This is a genomic window from Aeromonas sp. QDB18, from assembly GCF_027705325.1.
Taxonomy (GTDB): Bacteria; Pseudomonadota; Gammaproteobacteria; order Enterobacterales; family Aeromonadaceae; genus Aeromonas; species Aeromonas caviae.
In genome coordinates this window covers 1-15,729 of record NZ_JAPDBQ010000101.1, presented here as the reverse complement: position 1 = coordinate 15,729, position 15,729 = coordinate 1, and the positions used below count along the sequence as shown (strand labels likewise).

The following is a 15,729-nucleotide window of genomic DNA, read 5'->3' as shown; positions in this document are numbered from 1 at the left end:
CGACTGTGCTCGGTGATTGATCCGGGAGATCAGATCACCACTTGGCTAGATAGTTCCCCGATTTGTGCAACAAGGCCTCGCCAATCCGAAAGATCCCCCCATCATCCACCTTTTGCCCTTTCCCCCCTCAGTGGCTCAGCCAGGGCAGCCGCTGCAACAGCTCGTAACGGTCAGGGATCGGTGTCTGGCTGACCCAGAGATCCAGCAAGCCGTAAGCGAGCAGCGGCAACACCAGCAGCAACAGACAGAGCAGCCCCAGCAGCTGACGGGGGGCGAGTCGCAGCCCTCGCGTGCCAAGATGCAGGGCATCGGTCCGCTTGGGGCAGGCGGCCACGCAGCTCTGGCAACTGGTGCACTCGAGGCTGCGCACCGCGATGAGCTGGTGTACCTGGATGCGAGACGGGCAGGCCCGGCTGCACTTGTCGCAGTCGTGGCCCAGGCTTCGCAAGCAACGGGCCGGGTCACGGCGAATGCGCAGCGGGGTCAGCAGGCCGAGCAGGGCCATCCAGGCGCCATAGGGACAGAGGTAGCGACAGAACCCTTGCCGGAAGGTGGCGGTGAGCAGCAGCACCCAGCCAAGGCACAGGCCCGAGATCAGGGTCAGGTTGAAGAAGAAGGCCCCCATCTTCATGTCCGCCGCCTGATGGTAGGGGCTGGCAAGGTAGCCGGGCAGGGCGGCGGCGGGTACCGCCAGCAAGATGATGAAGAGCAGAAAACCGAGCACCAGAAACTTCTGGCCGCGCAACACGGCATCGAGCCAGCGCGGCGGGGTCCACTCCCCCGGCAACAGGCGCGAGCGCAGGCCGTGCAGCCACTCCCCCACCAGCCCGAGCGGGCAGAACCAGGCACAAAACGCCCGACCCAGCAGCAGGGCCGACAAGGAGAGCACCAGCACGGTGACGGTGGCTGCCGGGTGATGGGGGTCCGTCAGCCCCTGCCCGAGCCAGGTCCGCAGCCCGAGACCACCTGCGATGGGCAGGAAACCGTCCACCACGTCGGGGCGCACCAACCAGGGGCTCATCCCCTGCCCCAACTGTCCGATATGAACAACATATTGAACCGCCACCAACACCCAACACAGCAGCAATAGCTGCCTGGTGGCCGTTCTGAGACGTTGACTGTCTATGTGGGCCAGCATGAGTAGGGGGCGATAGCGCAGCCAGAGCGCCAGGGTCGTGGCCACCAGCCCCAGTGCGAGCCAGAGTACCGAATCCGCCACCAGCAGCCAGAGCGCGGCGGCCAACAGCAGAGAGAGCGTCCAACCCCAACCGCTGCGGCCCTGCCACAACAACAGAACCAGATAGACCAGACCCGAGGTCATGGTCAGGGCTTCCAACAGGCTCATGTTTCCCTCACTGCGCTCATCCGAATCGAGGGGGCAGGATAACCAACATCTGAGTTGATGATTTTGATCTGCATGGGCAGAGGGGGCATTTGCCCGCTCCGCCCCCTCAGCCTTAAACCCCGTTATTTGCGGCTGTGGAACAGCGGCTGGTCGGATTCGGCCTGCTCGGCCCAGAAGTGGATGTTGAAGCGGGCATCCTCCGACAGCTCAACCCTGTGCCAGTACTGGGGCGGGCTGGTGGCAAACTCCCCGGCCCGGATCACCAGGCTCACCTCGGGCTCCTCGGCCTGTTCGTCGGCAAAGCCGTGATAGGTGACCTTCCCCTCCATCACGCAGAGCTGGCCGAACACCCCGGCCGCGGTGTTGTGGTGGGTGAGCAGGGCCTGGGGCACGTTCTGGCGGGTGAAAAAGGGGGTGGAACGGCGTACCACCCAGTGAGACGGGATCAGTTGCATGGCCATATCGGTTCTCCTCGAGTGGCCGGGTCAGCCCGGCCTTCGGCTATTAATGGTTCAACGGGGCAGCTGACGCAGCAGCGGGAAGGCGGCGCTCATCTGGTCGCCCCCCACCACGAAGCCGCACAGCTTGCCATCTTCGCCGTGCGCCTCGGCCACCATGCCGTGGCTGTTCCAGCGGCACTGCCAGGCAAGATCCTCGTCCTTGGTGCGGCCGGCCAGTTGCAGCGGGTAGCGCGGCGTCTTCACCTTCACCAGCATGGGCGGCAGGGCCAGCAGGGTCGGCGTGCCGAGCAGGGTGCGCGCCAGCGCATTGGCCCCCAGCACTATGGGTTGCAGGAAGGGGAGCAGCTGACCTTGCCACTGCACGCAATCCCCCAGCGCGAAGATGTGGGGATCGCTGGTCTGCAGCCGATCATCGACCAGGATGCCGCGCTCCACTGCCAGCCCGGCCCCCCGGGCCAGGGCCAGATTCGGCCGCAGGCCGATCGCGGCGATCACCAGATCCTGCTCGCTGACACGCCCGTCACTCAGGGTGACGCGCCAGCCATCCCCCGGCTGGGCATCCATCCTGGCGAGACCCGTCCCGAACTGCAGACTGACCCCCTGGGTGCGCAGGGCCTGTTGCAGCGGCTCGGTCAGGGCGGCCGGCAGCAGGGCGCTTAAGGGGCTGTCGGCCAGATCCACCAGCGTCACCTCTTTTCCTGCGCTCGCCATGTCCATCGCCAGCTCGCAGCCGATGAGCCCCGCCCCCAGCACCAGGATGCGGCGGGCCTGGCGCAGTTGCGCCTCGATGGCGGCGAACTCCTGCTGGCTGTTGAGGGTGACCAGGGATTCGCTGCCCGGCAGATCGGGGCGCGCCGCACTGGCACCGGTGGCCAGCACCAGCTGGCCGTAGGGGAATTCCCCTCGTTCGGTCAGCACCAACCGCCGGGCAGGGTCGATGCCATGCACCGGGCAGTGGGGCAGCAGCGCGATGCGCTGCTGCTCGGCAAAATCGCTGCCGCTCTGACGGGTCATGGCTGCGGCAGGGCAGCCCCGACTCACCACGTGGCTCAAGTCGGGCTTGTTGTACTCATCGCCGCTGTCGGCGGTGATGAGGCGGATGGGCTGCTCGGCGTTAAGCTTGCGCAGGCTCTTGACCAGTTGCTGGGCAGCGAAGCCGCTGCCGATCACCACTATCTCCCGGCTGATGCCGGCGTCACTCTGCGTTGCTGCGCTCATACACAGGCCTCCACGGCGCAGGGTTCAAATACCTCCTTGCCGATGCCGCAGCCGGGGCAGAGGAAACTGTCCGGTACCAGGGCCCAGGGGGTGCCCGGCGCCACCCCCTGATCCGGCTCGCCCTGGGCCGGGTCATAGACCCACTGGCAGACCGTGCAGAGCATGGCCTGGTCGTCATCCCATTCGGCGGCGGCCGCTGCGGCTTGCGGCTCAACAGCAGGCATCGCGGGGACGGGCGTCACGGTTGTCTGGGTTGTGGTGATCGGGCGGGGTGCGTCCAGCGGGTGCAACGCCCACTGACGGGCGAGCTGGCGGCCATGCTCGCGGCATTCGGCCAGCGCCGAGCCATCCGGCCGCCACTTGGCCTTGAGAGAGATGCTGATATCGAAGCCCGCATCCATCAATCGGGTCTGGATCCGGTCCACCGCGCCACCGGTCCAGCCGTAACTGCCGAAGGCCGAGGCGCGCTTGTTGCGAAAACGCAGGCCGGTGATCTCTTCGAGCATGCCCGCCACCTTGGGCATCATGACGTTGTTCATGGTGGAGGAGCCCACCAGTATCCCCTTGGAGCGGAACACCTGGGTCAGGATCTCGTTCTTGTCGTGGCGGGCCACGTTGTAGATCTTCACTGCCACGCCGGGGTCCACCTCGTGGATGCCCTGGGCGATGGCGTCGGCCATCATGCGGGTGTTGTTGGACATGGAGTCGTAGAACAAGGTGATGCGGTCTTCCTGATAGTGGTCGGCCCACTCCAGGTATTTCAGGATGATCTGGGTGGGGTCCTCGCGCCAGACGATGCCGTGGGAGGTGGCCACCATGCTCACCGGCAGGTTGAAGCCGAGCACTTCCTTGATCTTGGCGGTCACCAGCGGGCTGAAGGGGGTAAGGATGTTGGCGTAGTAGCGCTGGCACTGCTCCATCAGCTCGGTCTGGTCCACCTCGTCGTTGAACAGGTGCTCGTCGCAGTAGTGCTGGCCGAAGGCGTCGTTGGAGAAGAGCACCGCATCTTCGGTCATGTAGGTCATCATGCTGTCGGGCCAGTGCAGCATGGGGGTCTCGATGAACACCAGCTGCTTGCCGTTGCCGATGTCCAGGCTGTCACCGGTTTTGACCGGGTGGAAGTTCCACTCCGGGTGGTGATGATGGCCGGTGATGGAGTCGATGGCGTTGTGGGTGCAGTAGATGGGGGTGCCGGGGATGCGGGCCATCAGCTCGGTCAGGGCGCCGGCGTGATCCTCCTCGGCGTGGTTGATCACCACGTAGTCGATGGAAGCGAGATCGATCTCGGCCGCCAGGTTCTGCACGAACTCACGGCTGAACTTGTGATCGACGGTATCGATCAGCACATTCTTCCCTTCGCGGATGAGGTAGCTGTTGTAGCTGGTGCCCTTGTGGGTCTTGTACTCGGTGCCGTGGAAGTCGCGTACCTCCCAGTCCCGTTGGCCGACCCAGTGGATGTTGTTCTTGACGTGAATGCTCATCAGGCAGTTCCTCGAATGCAATAGTGGATGTTCAACTGAACCAGCTATTGCAGCGGACGTGCCAACTTGTAACACATTGTTTTTAATGGCTTCTCATATCACTCGTTGTCATTAAGACACCACACCTTTATAGTCAAAATCACAAACATACTGTCATTTGTACAATTATCGTGATCTCGACCGACAGCCTGGCGCGCATCGCCCTCGACCTGCAACTCGGCATCTCTCATCAGGACCGCTTCCACCGCCTGATCCAGAGCGTGCGCAGCCTGCTGAAATCGGATGCCTCGGCCCTGCTGCGCTACGAGGGGGGCCAGTTCATCCCGCTCGCCATCGACGGCCTGATGCAGGACGTGCTGGGGCGCCGCTTCGCCCTCAAGGATCACCCGCGCCTCGAGGCCATCGCCCGCGCCGGGGATGTGGTGCGCTTCCCTGCCGACAGCGCCCTGCCCGACCCCTATGACGGCCTGCTGCCGGATCACGACGACTTCAAGGTGCACGCCTGTGTCGGCCTGCCGCTCTTCTCGGATCAGGCGCTGATCGGCGCCCTGACCATAGACGGCATGAACCCGACCCAGTTCGACGGCATCAGCGACGAGGAGCTGCGTCTGGTGGGCGCCCTGGCCGCCGCCGCCCTCGACAACGCCCTGCTGCTGGAGCGGCTTGCCCGCCAGAGCAGCGAGCCCCTGGTCCCCGGCACCCGGCCCGGCCCTGAGCAGCCGGAGATGATAGGCCACTCCCCCGCCATGGCCCGGTTGCGCCACGAGATAGACGTGGTGGCAAGCTCGGAGCTGAACGTGCTGATTTTGGGGGAGACGGGGGTCGGCAAGGAGCTGATCGCCAAGGCGGTGCATGGCGGTTCCCAGCGTGCCAAGGCCCCGCTGGTCTACCTCAACTGCGCCGCCCTGCCCGAATCCGTGGCCGAGAGCGAGCTGTTCGGTCACGTGAAGGGGGCCTTCACCGGCGCCATCCACAATCGGGCGGGCAAGTTCGAGCTGGCGGACAAGGGCACCCTGTTTCTCGACGAGATAGGGGAGCTCTCCCTGGCGCTGCAGGCCAAGCTGCTGCGGGTGCTGCAATACGGCGATCTGCAGCGGATCGGTGACGACACCCCGCTCAAGGTGAATGTGCGCATCCTGGCGGCCACCAACCGGGATCTGAAACAGGCGGTGGTCGAGGGGCAGTTTCGGGCCGACCTCTACCACCGGCTGAGCGTGTTTCCGATCCACGCCCCGGCACTGCGGGAGCGCCCAGGCGACATTCCCCTGCTGGCCGGTTACTTTTGCGAGCGCTGCCGGCTCGGCCTGGGGCTGGAGCAGCTGCGTATCCAGCCACAGGCGCTGCAACTGCTCGAGCGCCACGACTGGCCCGGCAACGTGCGGGAGCTGGAGCACGCCATCCACCGCGCCGCCGTGCTGGCCAGGGCCGAGCAGGGCAGTCCCTCGCCGACCCTGGAGCCCCACCACTTCAACCTGGGGCCGACGGGCTCATCCCTGCCCGCCGACACCGTCAGCCAGCCCGCCTCCCCGGCCATTGCCGGCCTCGGCCTTCGCGCCGCCACCGATCTGTTCCAGCGCCAGCTCATCGAGCAGACCCTGACGGTTCATGACGGCAACTGGGCTGCCACTGCCCGGGCACTGGATCTGGACGGCGGCAACCTGCACCGCCTCGCCAGGCGGCTCGGCCTCAAGGCCTGACGCCCCCAGATACGAGAGGGGCCCAAAAACAGAAACCCCCTCGCTGGCGAGGGGGTTTCTTGTTCATGGCACCCGTGGCGCCGTCAGCGCAGGGACTTGACCGAGCGGCGGACGATGAGCTCGGGCTGCACCGTCATGGACTCCACTTCCAGCTCCTTGTTGCGGATCCGGCTCACCAGTTGCTGCACCGCCAGCAGGCCGAGCTCGGCCTTGGGGTGGCGGATGGTGGTGAGCGGCGGGCTGGAGAAGCGCGCCATCTCCACGTCGTCATAGCCGATCATGGAAATATCGTCCGGCACCTTGACCCCGGCCTCCCAGGCGGCGCAGATGGCACCGATGGCCATGGGATCGTCGAAGGCAAAGACCGCGGTCGGGCGAGGGGTGAGGGCCAGGATGCGCTGCATGGCATCGAAGCCGCTCTGGCTCTCGTAGTCCCCTTCGAAGATCTGCTCTTCTTTCAGGGTCATCCCCTGTTCAGCCAGGGCATCGCGCACCCCGTCCAGCCGTTGCTGGGTAGTCGGCTTGGCGAGATGGCCGGTGATGCAGACGATGTTGGTGTGGCCCTGCTCCAGCAGATGGCGCACCGCCAGACGCGCGCCGATGCGGGCGTTGTCGTTGATCACGTTGGCGAAATCGCACTCGTTGCCCCAGTCCAGCACCACTTGCGGCACGTTTTTGTGGATACGCAGCATGTCCCTGAACTGGGTGTCGATATCGGTCCCCAGCACCAGCAGGCCGTCGACCCGCTTTTCCATCAGCATGCGCAGATAGTGCTGCTGGCGGGGCGGCTGGTTCTCGGTGTTGCACAGGATCAGGCTGTAACCCTGCTCGAAGCAGTAGGCTTCCACCCCCTGTACCACTTCCGCGAAGAAGGGGTTGGCACTGGTGGTCACCAGCATGCCAATGGTCTTGGTCGAATTGATCTTGAGACTGCGCGCCACCGAGTTGGGCGCGTAGTTCAGCTCTGCCACCGCCTCAAGCACTTTCTGGGTTGCGTCTTCGCTGACCCGACGGGTGTGATTGAGTACATGTGAGACGGTGGAGATGGATACGCCTGCGCGCGAGGCGACATCCTTGATAGTTGCCATCTCTGTCTCCTGAATAACAAAGGCGGAACAGTAGCAGATTTCCCGAATAAAGGCTTGGTTTTAACGGGCGCTGCCAGTGAATTATCAATGCTGGCTAATCTATGCGGTCATTTCTTTTTGCGCAAACGGATTTTGGTCAAAATGAGAGCGGACGCAGAATGAAATATCGTCAGTTTTTTACTCTGGAAATTGTCACCATGACAATTTGTTATCTGTATGTTGCACCACCTTGGCGACATTAAACTCCAGTAAAAAGCAAAAAACTGCGTGTTAGTTTCACAAAACCCCTCTCGCGCCTGCTCCGGTTAGTATCTTTAACATCTTGTTATTGCCCGGCGAGGAATGATAGAACCTTATCTATCGCCGGGCTGGCGGGACACAGGCTCGGAATGACGTGCATAAAATGAAACAATTCACTGATTAAGGGACGAATCAATGCATAACTTCAGCAAAATGGCAGTCAGAGCAGCGGTTTCTTTGGCTCTGTTTGGATCAGTTTCCATGGCCAATGCGGCCGATACCATCAAGATCGGCATCGCCGGCCCCCTGACCGGCCCGGTCGCCCAGTACGGTGACATGCAGTTCACCGGCGGCAAGATGGCGGTCGAGCAGATCAACAAGGCGGGCGGCATCAAGGGCAAGCAGATCGAAGCCGTCATCTATGACGATGCCTGCGATCCCAAGCAGGCTGTGGCCATCGCCAACAAGGTGATCAACGACGGCGTCAAGTTCGTGGTCGGCCACCTCTGCTCCGACAACACCCTGCCCGCCTCCGACATCTATGAAGATGAAGGGGTCCTGATGGTCACCCCCGCCTCCACCAACCCCAAGATCACCGAGCGCGGTTACCAGCTGACTCTGCGCACCATCGGTCTGGACAGCGACCAGGGCCCGACCGCCGCCAAGTACATCATCGAGCAGGTCAAACCCCAGCGCGTGGCCGTCATCCACGACAAGAAACAGTACGGTGAAGGCATCGCCTCCAGCGTGAAAGCCGCGCTGGACAAGGCAGGCGTCAAGGTCGTGGCCTATGAGGGCATCACCGCTGGCGACAAGGACTTCTCCGCCCTGATCGCCAAGCTGCAAAAAGAGAACGTCGACTTCGTCTACTACGGCGGCTACCACCCCGAGCTGGGTCTGATCCTGCGCCAGGCTGGCGAGAAGGGTCTGAAGGCCAAGTTCATGGGTCCGGAAGGCGTGGGCAACAAGGACATCTCCGCCATCGGCGGCCCGGCTTCCGAAGGCCTGCTGGTGACCCTGCCGAACAAATATGACCTGGTGCCGGCCAACGCCCCCATCGTAGAAGCGTTCAAGGCCAAGGGTCAGGACTCCTCCGGTCCGTTCGTCTGGACCACCTACGCCGCCATGCAGGCCCTGGCGGCCGGTATCGCCAAGGCGGGCGAGGATGATCCGGCTGCCGTCGCTGCCGCCATCAAGGCCGCACCGATCGACACCGTGATGGGCCCCCTGACCTGGGCGCCGAACGGTGACCTGAAAGGCTTCGAATTCGGTGTGTTCCAGTGGCACGCCGACGGTACCTCCACTCAACTCAAATAATCTGCCGGTCGGGGTGACGTGAGTCACCCCTCCTTTCTTTGCGGGCAAGTACACAGGGAACGCGGTATGTCCGAACACCTTCTTTATCTGGTTCAGCAGTTGCTGAACGGATTGACCATAGGCAGCACCTATGCGTTGATCGCCATCGGCTACACCATGGTCTACGGCATCATCGGCATGATCAACTTCGCCCACGGCGAGGTCTACATGATCGGCTCCTATGTCGCCTTCATGGTGATGGCCGGGCTCATGATGATGGGCATCGACAGCACCGTGCTGCTGCTGGGGGGCGCCTTCCTGGTCAGCATCATCATCACCGGCAGCTATGGCTGGTCCATAGAACGGGTGGCCTATCGTCCACTGCGGGGCGGCAACCGCCTGATCCCCCTCATCTCCGCCATCGGCATGTCGATCTTCCTGCAGAACATGATGCGGATGGCCCAGGGCTCGCGTGACATCGCCATGCCCACTCTGATCTCCGGGGGCTGGACCCTCGGCGGCGAGGATGGCTTCCAGGCCAGCCTCTCCTACATGCAGCTCATCATCTTCGTGGTGACCTTCATCACCATGCTGGCGTTGACCCAGTTCATCGGCCGCTCCCGCATGGGGCGTGCCTGCCGTGCCTGTTCCGAAGACATCAAGATGGCCAACCTGTTAGGGATAGACACTCACGTGGTCATCTCCATCACCTTCGTGCTGGGGGCCGCCCTGGCCGCCGTCGCGGGGGTGCTGCTCGGCATGTATTACGGTGTCATCAACCCCTATCTCGGCTTCATGGCGGGCTTGAAGGCCTTCACCGCCGCGGTATTGGGCGGCATCGGCAGCATTCCCGGCGCCGTACTGGGCGGCCTGCTGCTCGGCGTGGTGGAAGCGCTCACCGCGGGCTATCTCAGCACCGAGTACAAGGATGTGATGGCGTTCGCCCTGCTCATCTTCGTGTTGCTCTTCATGCCCACCGGCATCCTGGGTCGTCCGGAGGTCGAGAAGGTATGAAAAACCAATCTATGCATGCCCTCGTGCTGCTGTTCATGACCATCACTGGCATTCTCGGCCGTCCGGAAGTGGAGAAAGTCTGATGAAACGTCAATTTATCCATGCCTGCATCGCCAGCCTGGTGCTGCTGGTGCTCTCCTTCTGGCTGCTCGGCTTCAAGCTGGAGACCGATGGCTCCCGCCTGCTGGTGGTGAGCCGCCTCGATGTATCGCTGGCCTGGCTGCTGGGGGGCGCCACCATCGTCTTCTGGTTCCAGATGCTGCGCGGCCAGATAAGCCGGCTGTTCCAGGCTTCCATCAGCGGCTTCTCAGTCGGTTTCACCAAGCTGGTGCTGCCAAGCCCCGAAGAGGCCCCCAAGCTCTATAACCTCACCGCCGTGCTGGTGCTGCTGTTTGCGGTGAGCTGGCCCTTCATGGCCTCTCGCGGCGCCATCGATCTGGCCACTCTCACCCTGATTTACATCATGCTGGGGCTGGGACTGAACGTGGTGGTGGGCCTCGCCGGTCTGCTCGACCTCGGCTATGTCGGCTTCTATGCGGTCGGCGCCTACAGCTACGCCCTGCTCAACACCTACTTCGGTCTGAGCTTCTGGGAGTGTCTGCCCATCGCAGGTCTGCTGGCGGCCACCTTCGGCTTCCTGCTCGGGTTCCCGGTGCTGCGGCTGCGGGGGGACTACCTGGCCATCGTCACCCTGGGCTTTGGCGAGATCATCCGCATCCTGCTCAACAACATGACCACCCTGACCGGCGGTCCGAACGGGATCTCCGGCATTCCGAAACCGACTCTGGGGGGGCTCGAGTTCAACCGCACCGTCAAGGATGGGGGCTTTGGCACCTTCCACGACTTTTTCGGCATCGCCTACAACGCCAACCACAAGGTGATCTTCCTCTACCTGATGGCCCTGGTGCTGGTAGTGGCGACCCTGTTCGTCATCAACCGCCTGCTGCGCATGCCGCTCGGCCGTGCCTGGGAGGCGCTGCGGGAAGACGAGATCGCCTGCAAGTCCCTGGGGCTCAACCCCACCATCATCAAGCTGACCGCCTTCACCATAGGCGCCTGCTTCGCGGGCTTTGCCGGCAGCTTCTTCGCCTCGCGCCAGGGCTTCATCAGCCCGGAATCCTTCGTCTTCATCGAGTCGGCCATCGTCCTTGCGATTGTGGTGCTGGGGGGCATGGGATCCCAGATCGGGGTGGTGCTGGCGGCCATCGTGATGACGGTGCTGCCGGAGCTCGCCCGCGAGTTCAACGAATATCGCATGCTGATGTTCGGTCTCTTGATGGTATTCATGATGATCTGGCGGCCGCAGGGACTGCTGCCCATGAGTCGACCCCATATGGAGCTGCGTAAATGAGCAACAATCAACCATTGTTGGATGTCTCAGATCTGTCGATGCGCTTTGGCGGCCTGCTCGCGGTCAACGGCGTCAAGCTGGATGTGGAAAAGGGGGAGGTGATCTCCATCATCGGCCCCAACGGGGCGGGCAAGACCACCATCTTCAACTGCCTGACCGGCTTCTATCGCCCGAGTGGCGGTGTCATTCGCTACAAGGGTGAGGAGATCCAGGGGTTGCCTGGCCACCTCATCGCCCGCAAGGGCATAGTGCGGACTTTCCAGCACGTGCGCCTGTTCAAGGAGATGACGGCGGTGGAAAACCTGCTGGTGGCCCAGCACAGGCATCTCAATACCGGATTCATCGCCGGCCTGTTCAAGACCCCCTCCTTCCGCCGTGCCGAGAAAGAGGGGCTGGAGCAGTCCGCCTTCTGGCTGGAGAAGGTGGGCCTCAAGGATCTCGCCAACCGCGCCGCGGGGAACCTGGCTTACGGCCAGCAGCGCCGGCTCGAGATCGCCCGCTGCATGGCGACCCGGCCCGAACTGCTGATGCTGGATGAACCGGCCGCAGGCCTCAACCCCAAGGAGACCGACGAGCTCAACGAGCTCATCTCCAACTTGCGGGACGAGTTCGGGGTCTCGGTGCTGCTGATCGAGCACGACATGAAGCTGGTGATGGAGATCTCCAACCGCATCTTCGTGGTCAACCAGGGCACCCCGCTGGCCCACGGCAAACCGGACGAAATCCGCAGCAATCCGGCGGTGATCAAGGCCTATCTGGGCGAGTCGTAAGGACAAAAAGATGTTAGAACTTCGCAACGTATCGACCCACTACGGCAAAATTCAGGCGCTGCACGACGTCAGCGTCGAGGTGAAAGAGGGGGAAATCGTCACCCTGATCGGCGCCAACGGCGCCGGCAAGACCACTCTGCTGATGACCCTGTGTGGCGAGCCCAAGCCCAGCAGCGGTTCCATCTGGTTCGAGGGGGAGCAGATAGACTCTCTCACCACCGCCCGCATCATGCGCAAGGACATCGCCGTGGTGCCGGAGGGGCGCCGCATCTTCGCCCGCCTCACGGTGGAGGAGAACCTGCTGATGGGGGCCTTCTTCGTCGACAAGACGGAGCAGCGCGGCCTGCTGGATCAGATTTTTACCCTGTTCCCCCGCCTGCACGAGCGGCTGGAGCAGCGGGCAGGTACCATGTCCGGCGGCGAGCAGCAGATGCTGGCCATCGGCCGCGCCCTGATGAGCAAGCCGCGCCTGCTGCTGCTGGATGAACCCTCCCTGGGACTCGCGCCCATCGTCATCCAGCAGATCTTCGACACCATAGAGCAACTGCGCCAGAAGGGGATGACCATCTTCCTGGTGGAGCAGAACGCGAACCAGGCGCTCAAGCTGGCGGATCGCGGCTATGTGCTGGAGAACGGCCGGGTGGTGCTGCAAGACACGGGAGAGGCCCTGCTGGCCAACCCCGCCGTCCGCCAGGCCTATCTCGGCGGCTGAGGATGCAGCAACCATCGTCACCCTTCCCCTGCCGCGCTCCCCGAGCCCGGCAGGGGAACAGCCCCCCGCCGAGGAGCACATCGTGAGCCGTGCGCGGGCGACGCAGGATCAGCACCACTTCTGGCATGATCCCGCCCTGCCCTTCATCGAGGCGCGGGCGGTGCAGGATGGCCGGCGCGTCTGCTACGACAAGCACAGCCACCCCCACTTCTCCATCGGCGCCATCACCGGCGGCCACAGCCACTACCTCAACCAGCGCAGCCTGCAAGAGGTCGGCCGCGGCAGCCTGGTGCTGATGAACCCGGAAGAGGTGCACGCCTGCAATCCCGTCGCTGACCAGCCCTGGTCCTATCTGATGTTCTACATCGACAACCTCTGGTTGCAGCGCCAGCAGGAGGAGGCCGGGCTCGGCAACGCGTTTCGCCCCTTCGACATGACCGCAAGCCGGGATCCCCTGCTCTACCAGGGGCTCTGCCGGCTTCATCGGCAACTGGTGGCGGAGCCGGATCCCCTGGCTCGCGAAGTGGCCTGCCACCTCTTCAGCCGCCAGCTTCTGGCCAGGCTCACCCCGGCCAAGTGGGATGACCGCCCTCCCCAGCACCTGCAGCGAGCCGCCGAGCTGATGCAGGACGACAGTGCCTGCGCCCTCACCCTGGCACAGCTGAGCGCGGTGGCCGGGCTCACCCCTTCCCACTTCGTGCGCGCCTTCAGCCGCCACTACGGCATGACGCCCCACGCCTACCTGCTCGATCAGCGCATTCGCCAGGGGCAGCCCCTGGCGGAAGTGGCCCTTGCCAGCGGTTTTGCCGATCAGGCCCACTTCCAGCGCCAGTTCAAACGCCGGGTGGCCGCCACCCCGGGCCAGTACAGAGCGCAGCTCGCCCCTCAGGACGAGCGCACCAGATAGGCGGCGCTGAGCAGCAGCAAGAGCGCCATGGCCCGATTGAACCAGCGCAATCGGCGAGGAGAGACCAGCCCCCCCTGCAATCGGCTGCCCGCATAGGCCCAGCAGGCGATGGAGCCGAGGCAAATCACCAGATAAATGCCGGTAAAGAGGGCGATCTGGCTCATGCCGCCCGCGATCCCATAGGCTCCCATCCCCATGCTGGCGGCAAGCCAGGCCTTGGGATTGAGCCACTGCATCAGGGCCCCGAACCAGAAGGCGGGGGGTACGCCCTCCACTTCCTCCACCTCGCCGCTGTCCACCAGCAACTGCCAGGCCATCCAGCCGAGAAAGAGCACGCCGCCCCAGTGAATGGCCCCCAGCGCCACAGGCCAGCGGGACAGGGCGCCGCCAAGACCCAGCCCCATCAGCAGGAGCAGCAGGATGAAGCCGAGGGTGGCCCCCACCACGTGGCGCAGGCTGGCCGTGAAACCGTACCGGGCGCCGGTGCCAAGGGCGACCAGATTGACCGGCCCCGGGGAGATGGACATGGCCAGGGCAAACCCGGCCATGGATAACAGCAGACTGAATTCCATGGATGATGCTCGTTCAATTGAGGGAAGTCCGAGCCTACCCGGCCCGGGCGGCCCGATATTGAAGAAAATTGCGATCCCCTGGATGCCGCCCCCATTGCACACTTAGCGCAAACCGCCGCTTGCGGTAAACTGCCCTTCAACCCTCCATTTTCAGGACATCTCAATGGACCAGTTTGCCCATATCAGCGCCCATGATGCCCACCAGAAGCTGAGCGCAGGTGAAGCCCGTCTCGTGGACATTCGCGATCCCCAATCCTTCGAGACGGCCCACGCGGTCGGCGCCTTCCACCTCACCAACGGCACCCTGGTTCGCTTTATGAACGAGGTGGACTTCGATACCCCCGTCATCGTGATGTGCTATCACGGCAACAGCAGCCAGGGGGCGGCCCAGTACCTGCTGCAACAGGGCTATGACGAGGTCTATAGCCTGGATGGCGGTTTCGAGGCCTGGCGCAGGGAGTTCCCCATCCAGGCGGGGGACGCATGACAGAGGCGGGTCGTTCCTCCTCCACCGGCATGATCCAGCTGCTGGTGCTGGGCGACGCCCGCATGGCCCAGGCGCTGGTGGATTATCTCGCCACCCTGGGCATTCCGTGCGAGCTGACCCAGTCAGAGCTCGGCGTCTCGGTCTGGCTGGCGGACGAACGGCGCCTCGCCCAGGCCCAGCAGGAGGTCAAACGCTTCCTGAGCGAACCCAATCATCCCCGCTACATGGAGGCCTCCTGGCAGTCCGGCCATGCCGATGCCCGGATCGACTACAGCAAGGGGATGACGGATCCGGTCACCGATTTCCTCCACCAGGCGGGCCCTCTGACCCTGGTGGTCATCATCGCCTGCCTGGCCATCTACGCTCTGGATGCCATCGGCCTGCCCATCTTCGACGAGCTCGCCTTCCACCCCACCCTGGCCCAGTTCACCGACTGGCAGGCCTGGCGCTACGTCACCCCGGCCTTCATCCACTTCTCGGTGCTGCACCTGGTGTTCAACCTGTTGTGGTGGTGGTATCTCGGTGGCCAGATAGAGCAGCGCCTCGGCAGCGGCAAGCTGTTCATCCTGCTTATCGTCGGGGCTGCCCTGCCCAATATCGCCGAGTTCTTTGCCAGCGGCCCGCGCTTTGGCGGCCTCTCCGGAGTGGTCTATGCCCTGCTCGGCTACAGCTGGCTGCGAACCAGGCTTCAACCGGATTGCGGCCTCGCCATGCCGCCAGCCCTGATGGGCTTCATGCTGGTCTGGCTGGTGCTCGGCTTCCTGGACATGCTCGGCACCCCCACCGCCAACATGGCCCATTGGGTCGGCCTGCTGGTCGGTCTTGCCCAAGGCTGGCTGGACAGGCACCACAGGCCGGGGTGAGGCCTGGTTGCCGGCAACGGCTCGGCAACCAAAGCGACCACCAACATGGCTCACCTGGCGGGTCTGCTGGTCGGCCTTGCCCAAGGCTGGCTGGACAGGCACCACAGGCCAGCCTGAGCCGATTTATCATAAAAAAACGCCGCCCCAAGGGGCGCAATGCTGTTCACTTAAGCGGAGCCGCATTGCGATTTACCGGAAAACGGGTCTTTGATATCTTCACCGCCCTG

Annotated in this window: 15 protein-coding genes; 9 read left to right on the top strand and 6 right to left on the bottom strand. The window is 63.7% G+C overall.

Annotation, left to right across the window (positions count from 1 at the left end):
- Positions 1 to 127: 127 nt before the first annotated feature.
- From OKC30_RS14730 to norV, 4 genes are all read right to left on the bottom strand, one after another.
- Positions 128 to 1,345 carry a 4Fe-4S binding protein gene (locus OKC30_RS14730; RefSeq protein ID WP_270664068.1) on the bottom strand — a complete coding sequence of 406 codons (1,218 nt, stop codon included), beginning with the start codon at positions 1,343 to 1,345 and terminating at the stop codon, positions 128 to 130.
- 122 nt (positions 1,346 to 1,467) lie between these two features.
- Positions 1,468 to 1,806, bottom strand: a complete 339-nt coding sequence (locus tag OKC30_RS14725) for a DUF1971 domain-containing protein (RefSeq protein ID WP_119197149.1) — start codon at positions 1,804 to 1,806, stop codon at positions 1,468 to 1,470.
- Positions 1,807 to 1,857: 51 nt separating this feature from the next.
- Complete coding sequence (norW, locus tag OKC30_RS14720; protein WP_119197148.1) at positions 1,858 to 3,024, bottom strand: NADH:flavorubredoxin reductase NorW; 1,167 nt, start codon at positions 3,022 to 3,024, stop codon at positions 1,858 to 1,860.
- A complete protein-coding gene (norV, locus tag OKC30_RS14715) occupies positions 3,021 to 4,505 on the bottom strand; it encodes an anaerobic nitric oxide reductase flavorubredoxin (protein ID WP_119197147.1) in 1,485 nt (494 codons plus the stop codon). Before norV ends, norW begins: the two co-directional genes overlap by 4 nt.
- A gap of 170 nt (positions 4,506 to 4,675) precedes the next feature.
- On the opposite strand from norV, the gene norR reads away from it, so the two are divergent.
- The gene (gene norR, locus OKC30_RS14710; protein WP_119197146.1) at positions 4,676 to 6,202 is read left to right on the top strand and encodes a nitric oxide reductase transcriptional regulator NorR; all 1,527 of its coding nucleotides are present in this window, start codon (positions 4,676 to 4,678) and stop codon (positions 6,200 to 6,202) included.
- Between the two features lie 83 nt (positions 6,203 to 6,285).
- Here the strand turns inward: norR and OKC30_RS14705 are convergent, their stop codons facing one another.
- Complete coding sequence (locus OKC30_RS14705; RefSeq protein ID WP_010672385.1) at positions 6,286 to 7,290, bottom strand: substrate-binding domain-containing protein; 1,005 nt, start codon at positions 7,288 to 7,290, stop codon at positions 6,286 to 6,288.
- 435 nt (positions 7,291 to 7,725) lie between these two features.
- Here OKC30_RS14705 and OKC30_RS14700 point away from each other — a divergent pair, with 435 nt between their 5' ends.
- From OKC30_RS14700 to OKC30_RS14675, 6 genes are all read left to right on the top strand, one after another.
- Positions 7,726 to 8,847: a branched-chain amino acid ABC transporter substrate-binding protein gene (locus tag OKC30_RS14700; RefSeq protein ID WP_039041003.1), complete on the top strand. Its 1,122-nt coding sequence runs from the start codon at positions 7,726 to 7,728 to the stop codon at positions 8,845 to 8,847.
- Between the two features lie 66 nt (positions 8,848 to 8,913).
- Positions 8,914 to 9,840 carry a high-affinity branched-chain amino acid ABC transporter permease LivH gene (gene livH / locus OKC30_RS14695; protein WP_119197145.1) on the top strand — a complete coding sequence of 309 codons (927 nt, stop codon included), beginning with the start codon at positions 8,914 to 8,916 and terminating at the stop codon, positions 9,838 to 9,840.
- An 82-nt stretch (positions 9,841 to 9,922) separates the two neighbouring features.
- On the top strand, positions 9,923 to 11,191 hold the full coding sequence (locus tag OKC30_RS14690; RefSeq protein ID WP_039041002.1) for a high-affinity branched-chain amino acid ABC transporter permease LivM: 1,269 nt from the start codon (positions 9,923 to 9,925) through the stop codon (positions 11,189 to 11,191).
- Complete coding sequence (gene livG / locus OKC30_RS14685) at positions 11,188 to 11,961, top strand: high-affinity branched-chain amino acid ABC transporter ATP-binding protein LivG (protein WP_010672381.1); 774 nt, start codon at positions 11,188 to 11,190, stop codon at positions 11,959 to 11,961. Before OKC30_RS14690 ends, livG begins: the two co-directional genes overlap by 4 nt.
- A gap of 10 nt (positions 11,962 to 11,971) precedes the next feature.
- A complete protein-coding gene (locus OKC30_RS14680; RefSeq protein ID WP_041212036.1) occupies positions 11,972 to 12,673 on the top strand; it encodes an ABC transporter ATP-binding protein in 702 nt (233 codons plus the stop codon).
- Positions 12,674 to 12,755: 82 nt separating this feature from the next.
- On the top strand, positions 12,756 to 13,580 hold the full coding sequence (locus OKC30_RS14675) for an AraC family transcriptional regulator (RefSeq protein WP_119197144.1): 825 nt from the start codon (positions 12,756 to 12,758) through the stop codon (positions 13,578 to 13,580).
- Here the strand turns inward: OKC30_RS14675 and OKC30_RS14670 are convergent.
- Positions 13,559 to 14,152 (bottom strand): LysE family translocator, encoded by a 594-nt coding sequence (locus OKC30_RS14670; protein WP_234888635.1) that lies wholly within the window; start codon positions 14,150 to 14,152, stop codon positions 13,559 to 13,561. The genes OKC30_RS14675 and OKC30_RS14670 overlap by 22 nt on opposite strands.
- A gap of 163 nt (positions 14,153 to 14,315) precedes the next feature.
- On the opposite strand from OKC30_RS14670, the gene glpE reads away from it, so the two are divergent.
- Together glpE and glpG are read left to right on the top strand one after the other, a co-directional pair.
- Positions 14,316 to 14,639 carry a thiosulfate sulfurtransferase GlpE gene (gene glpE / locus OKC30_RS14665; protein ID WP_005307320.1) on the top strand — a complete coding sequence of 108 codons (324 nt, stop codon included), beginning with the start codon at positions 14,316 to 14,318 and terminating at the stop codon, positions 14,637 to 14,639.
- Positions 14,640 to 14,668: 29 nt separating this feature from the next.
- On the top strand, positions 14,669 to 15,502 hold the full coding sequence (glpG, locus tag OKC30_RS14660; RefSeq protein ID WP_119197783.1) for a rhomboid family intramembrane serine protease GlpG: 834 nt from the start codon (positions 14,669 to 14,671) through the stop codon (positions 15,500 to 15,502).
- The last annotated feature ends 227 nt before the right edge of the window (positions 15,503 to 15,729 follow it).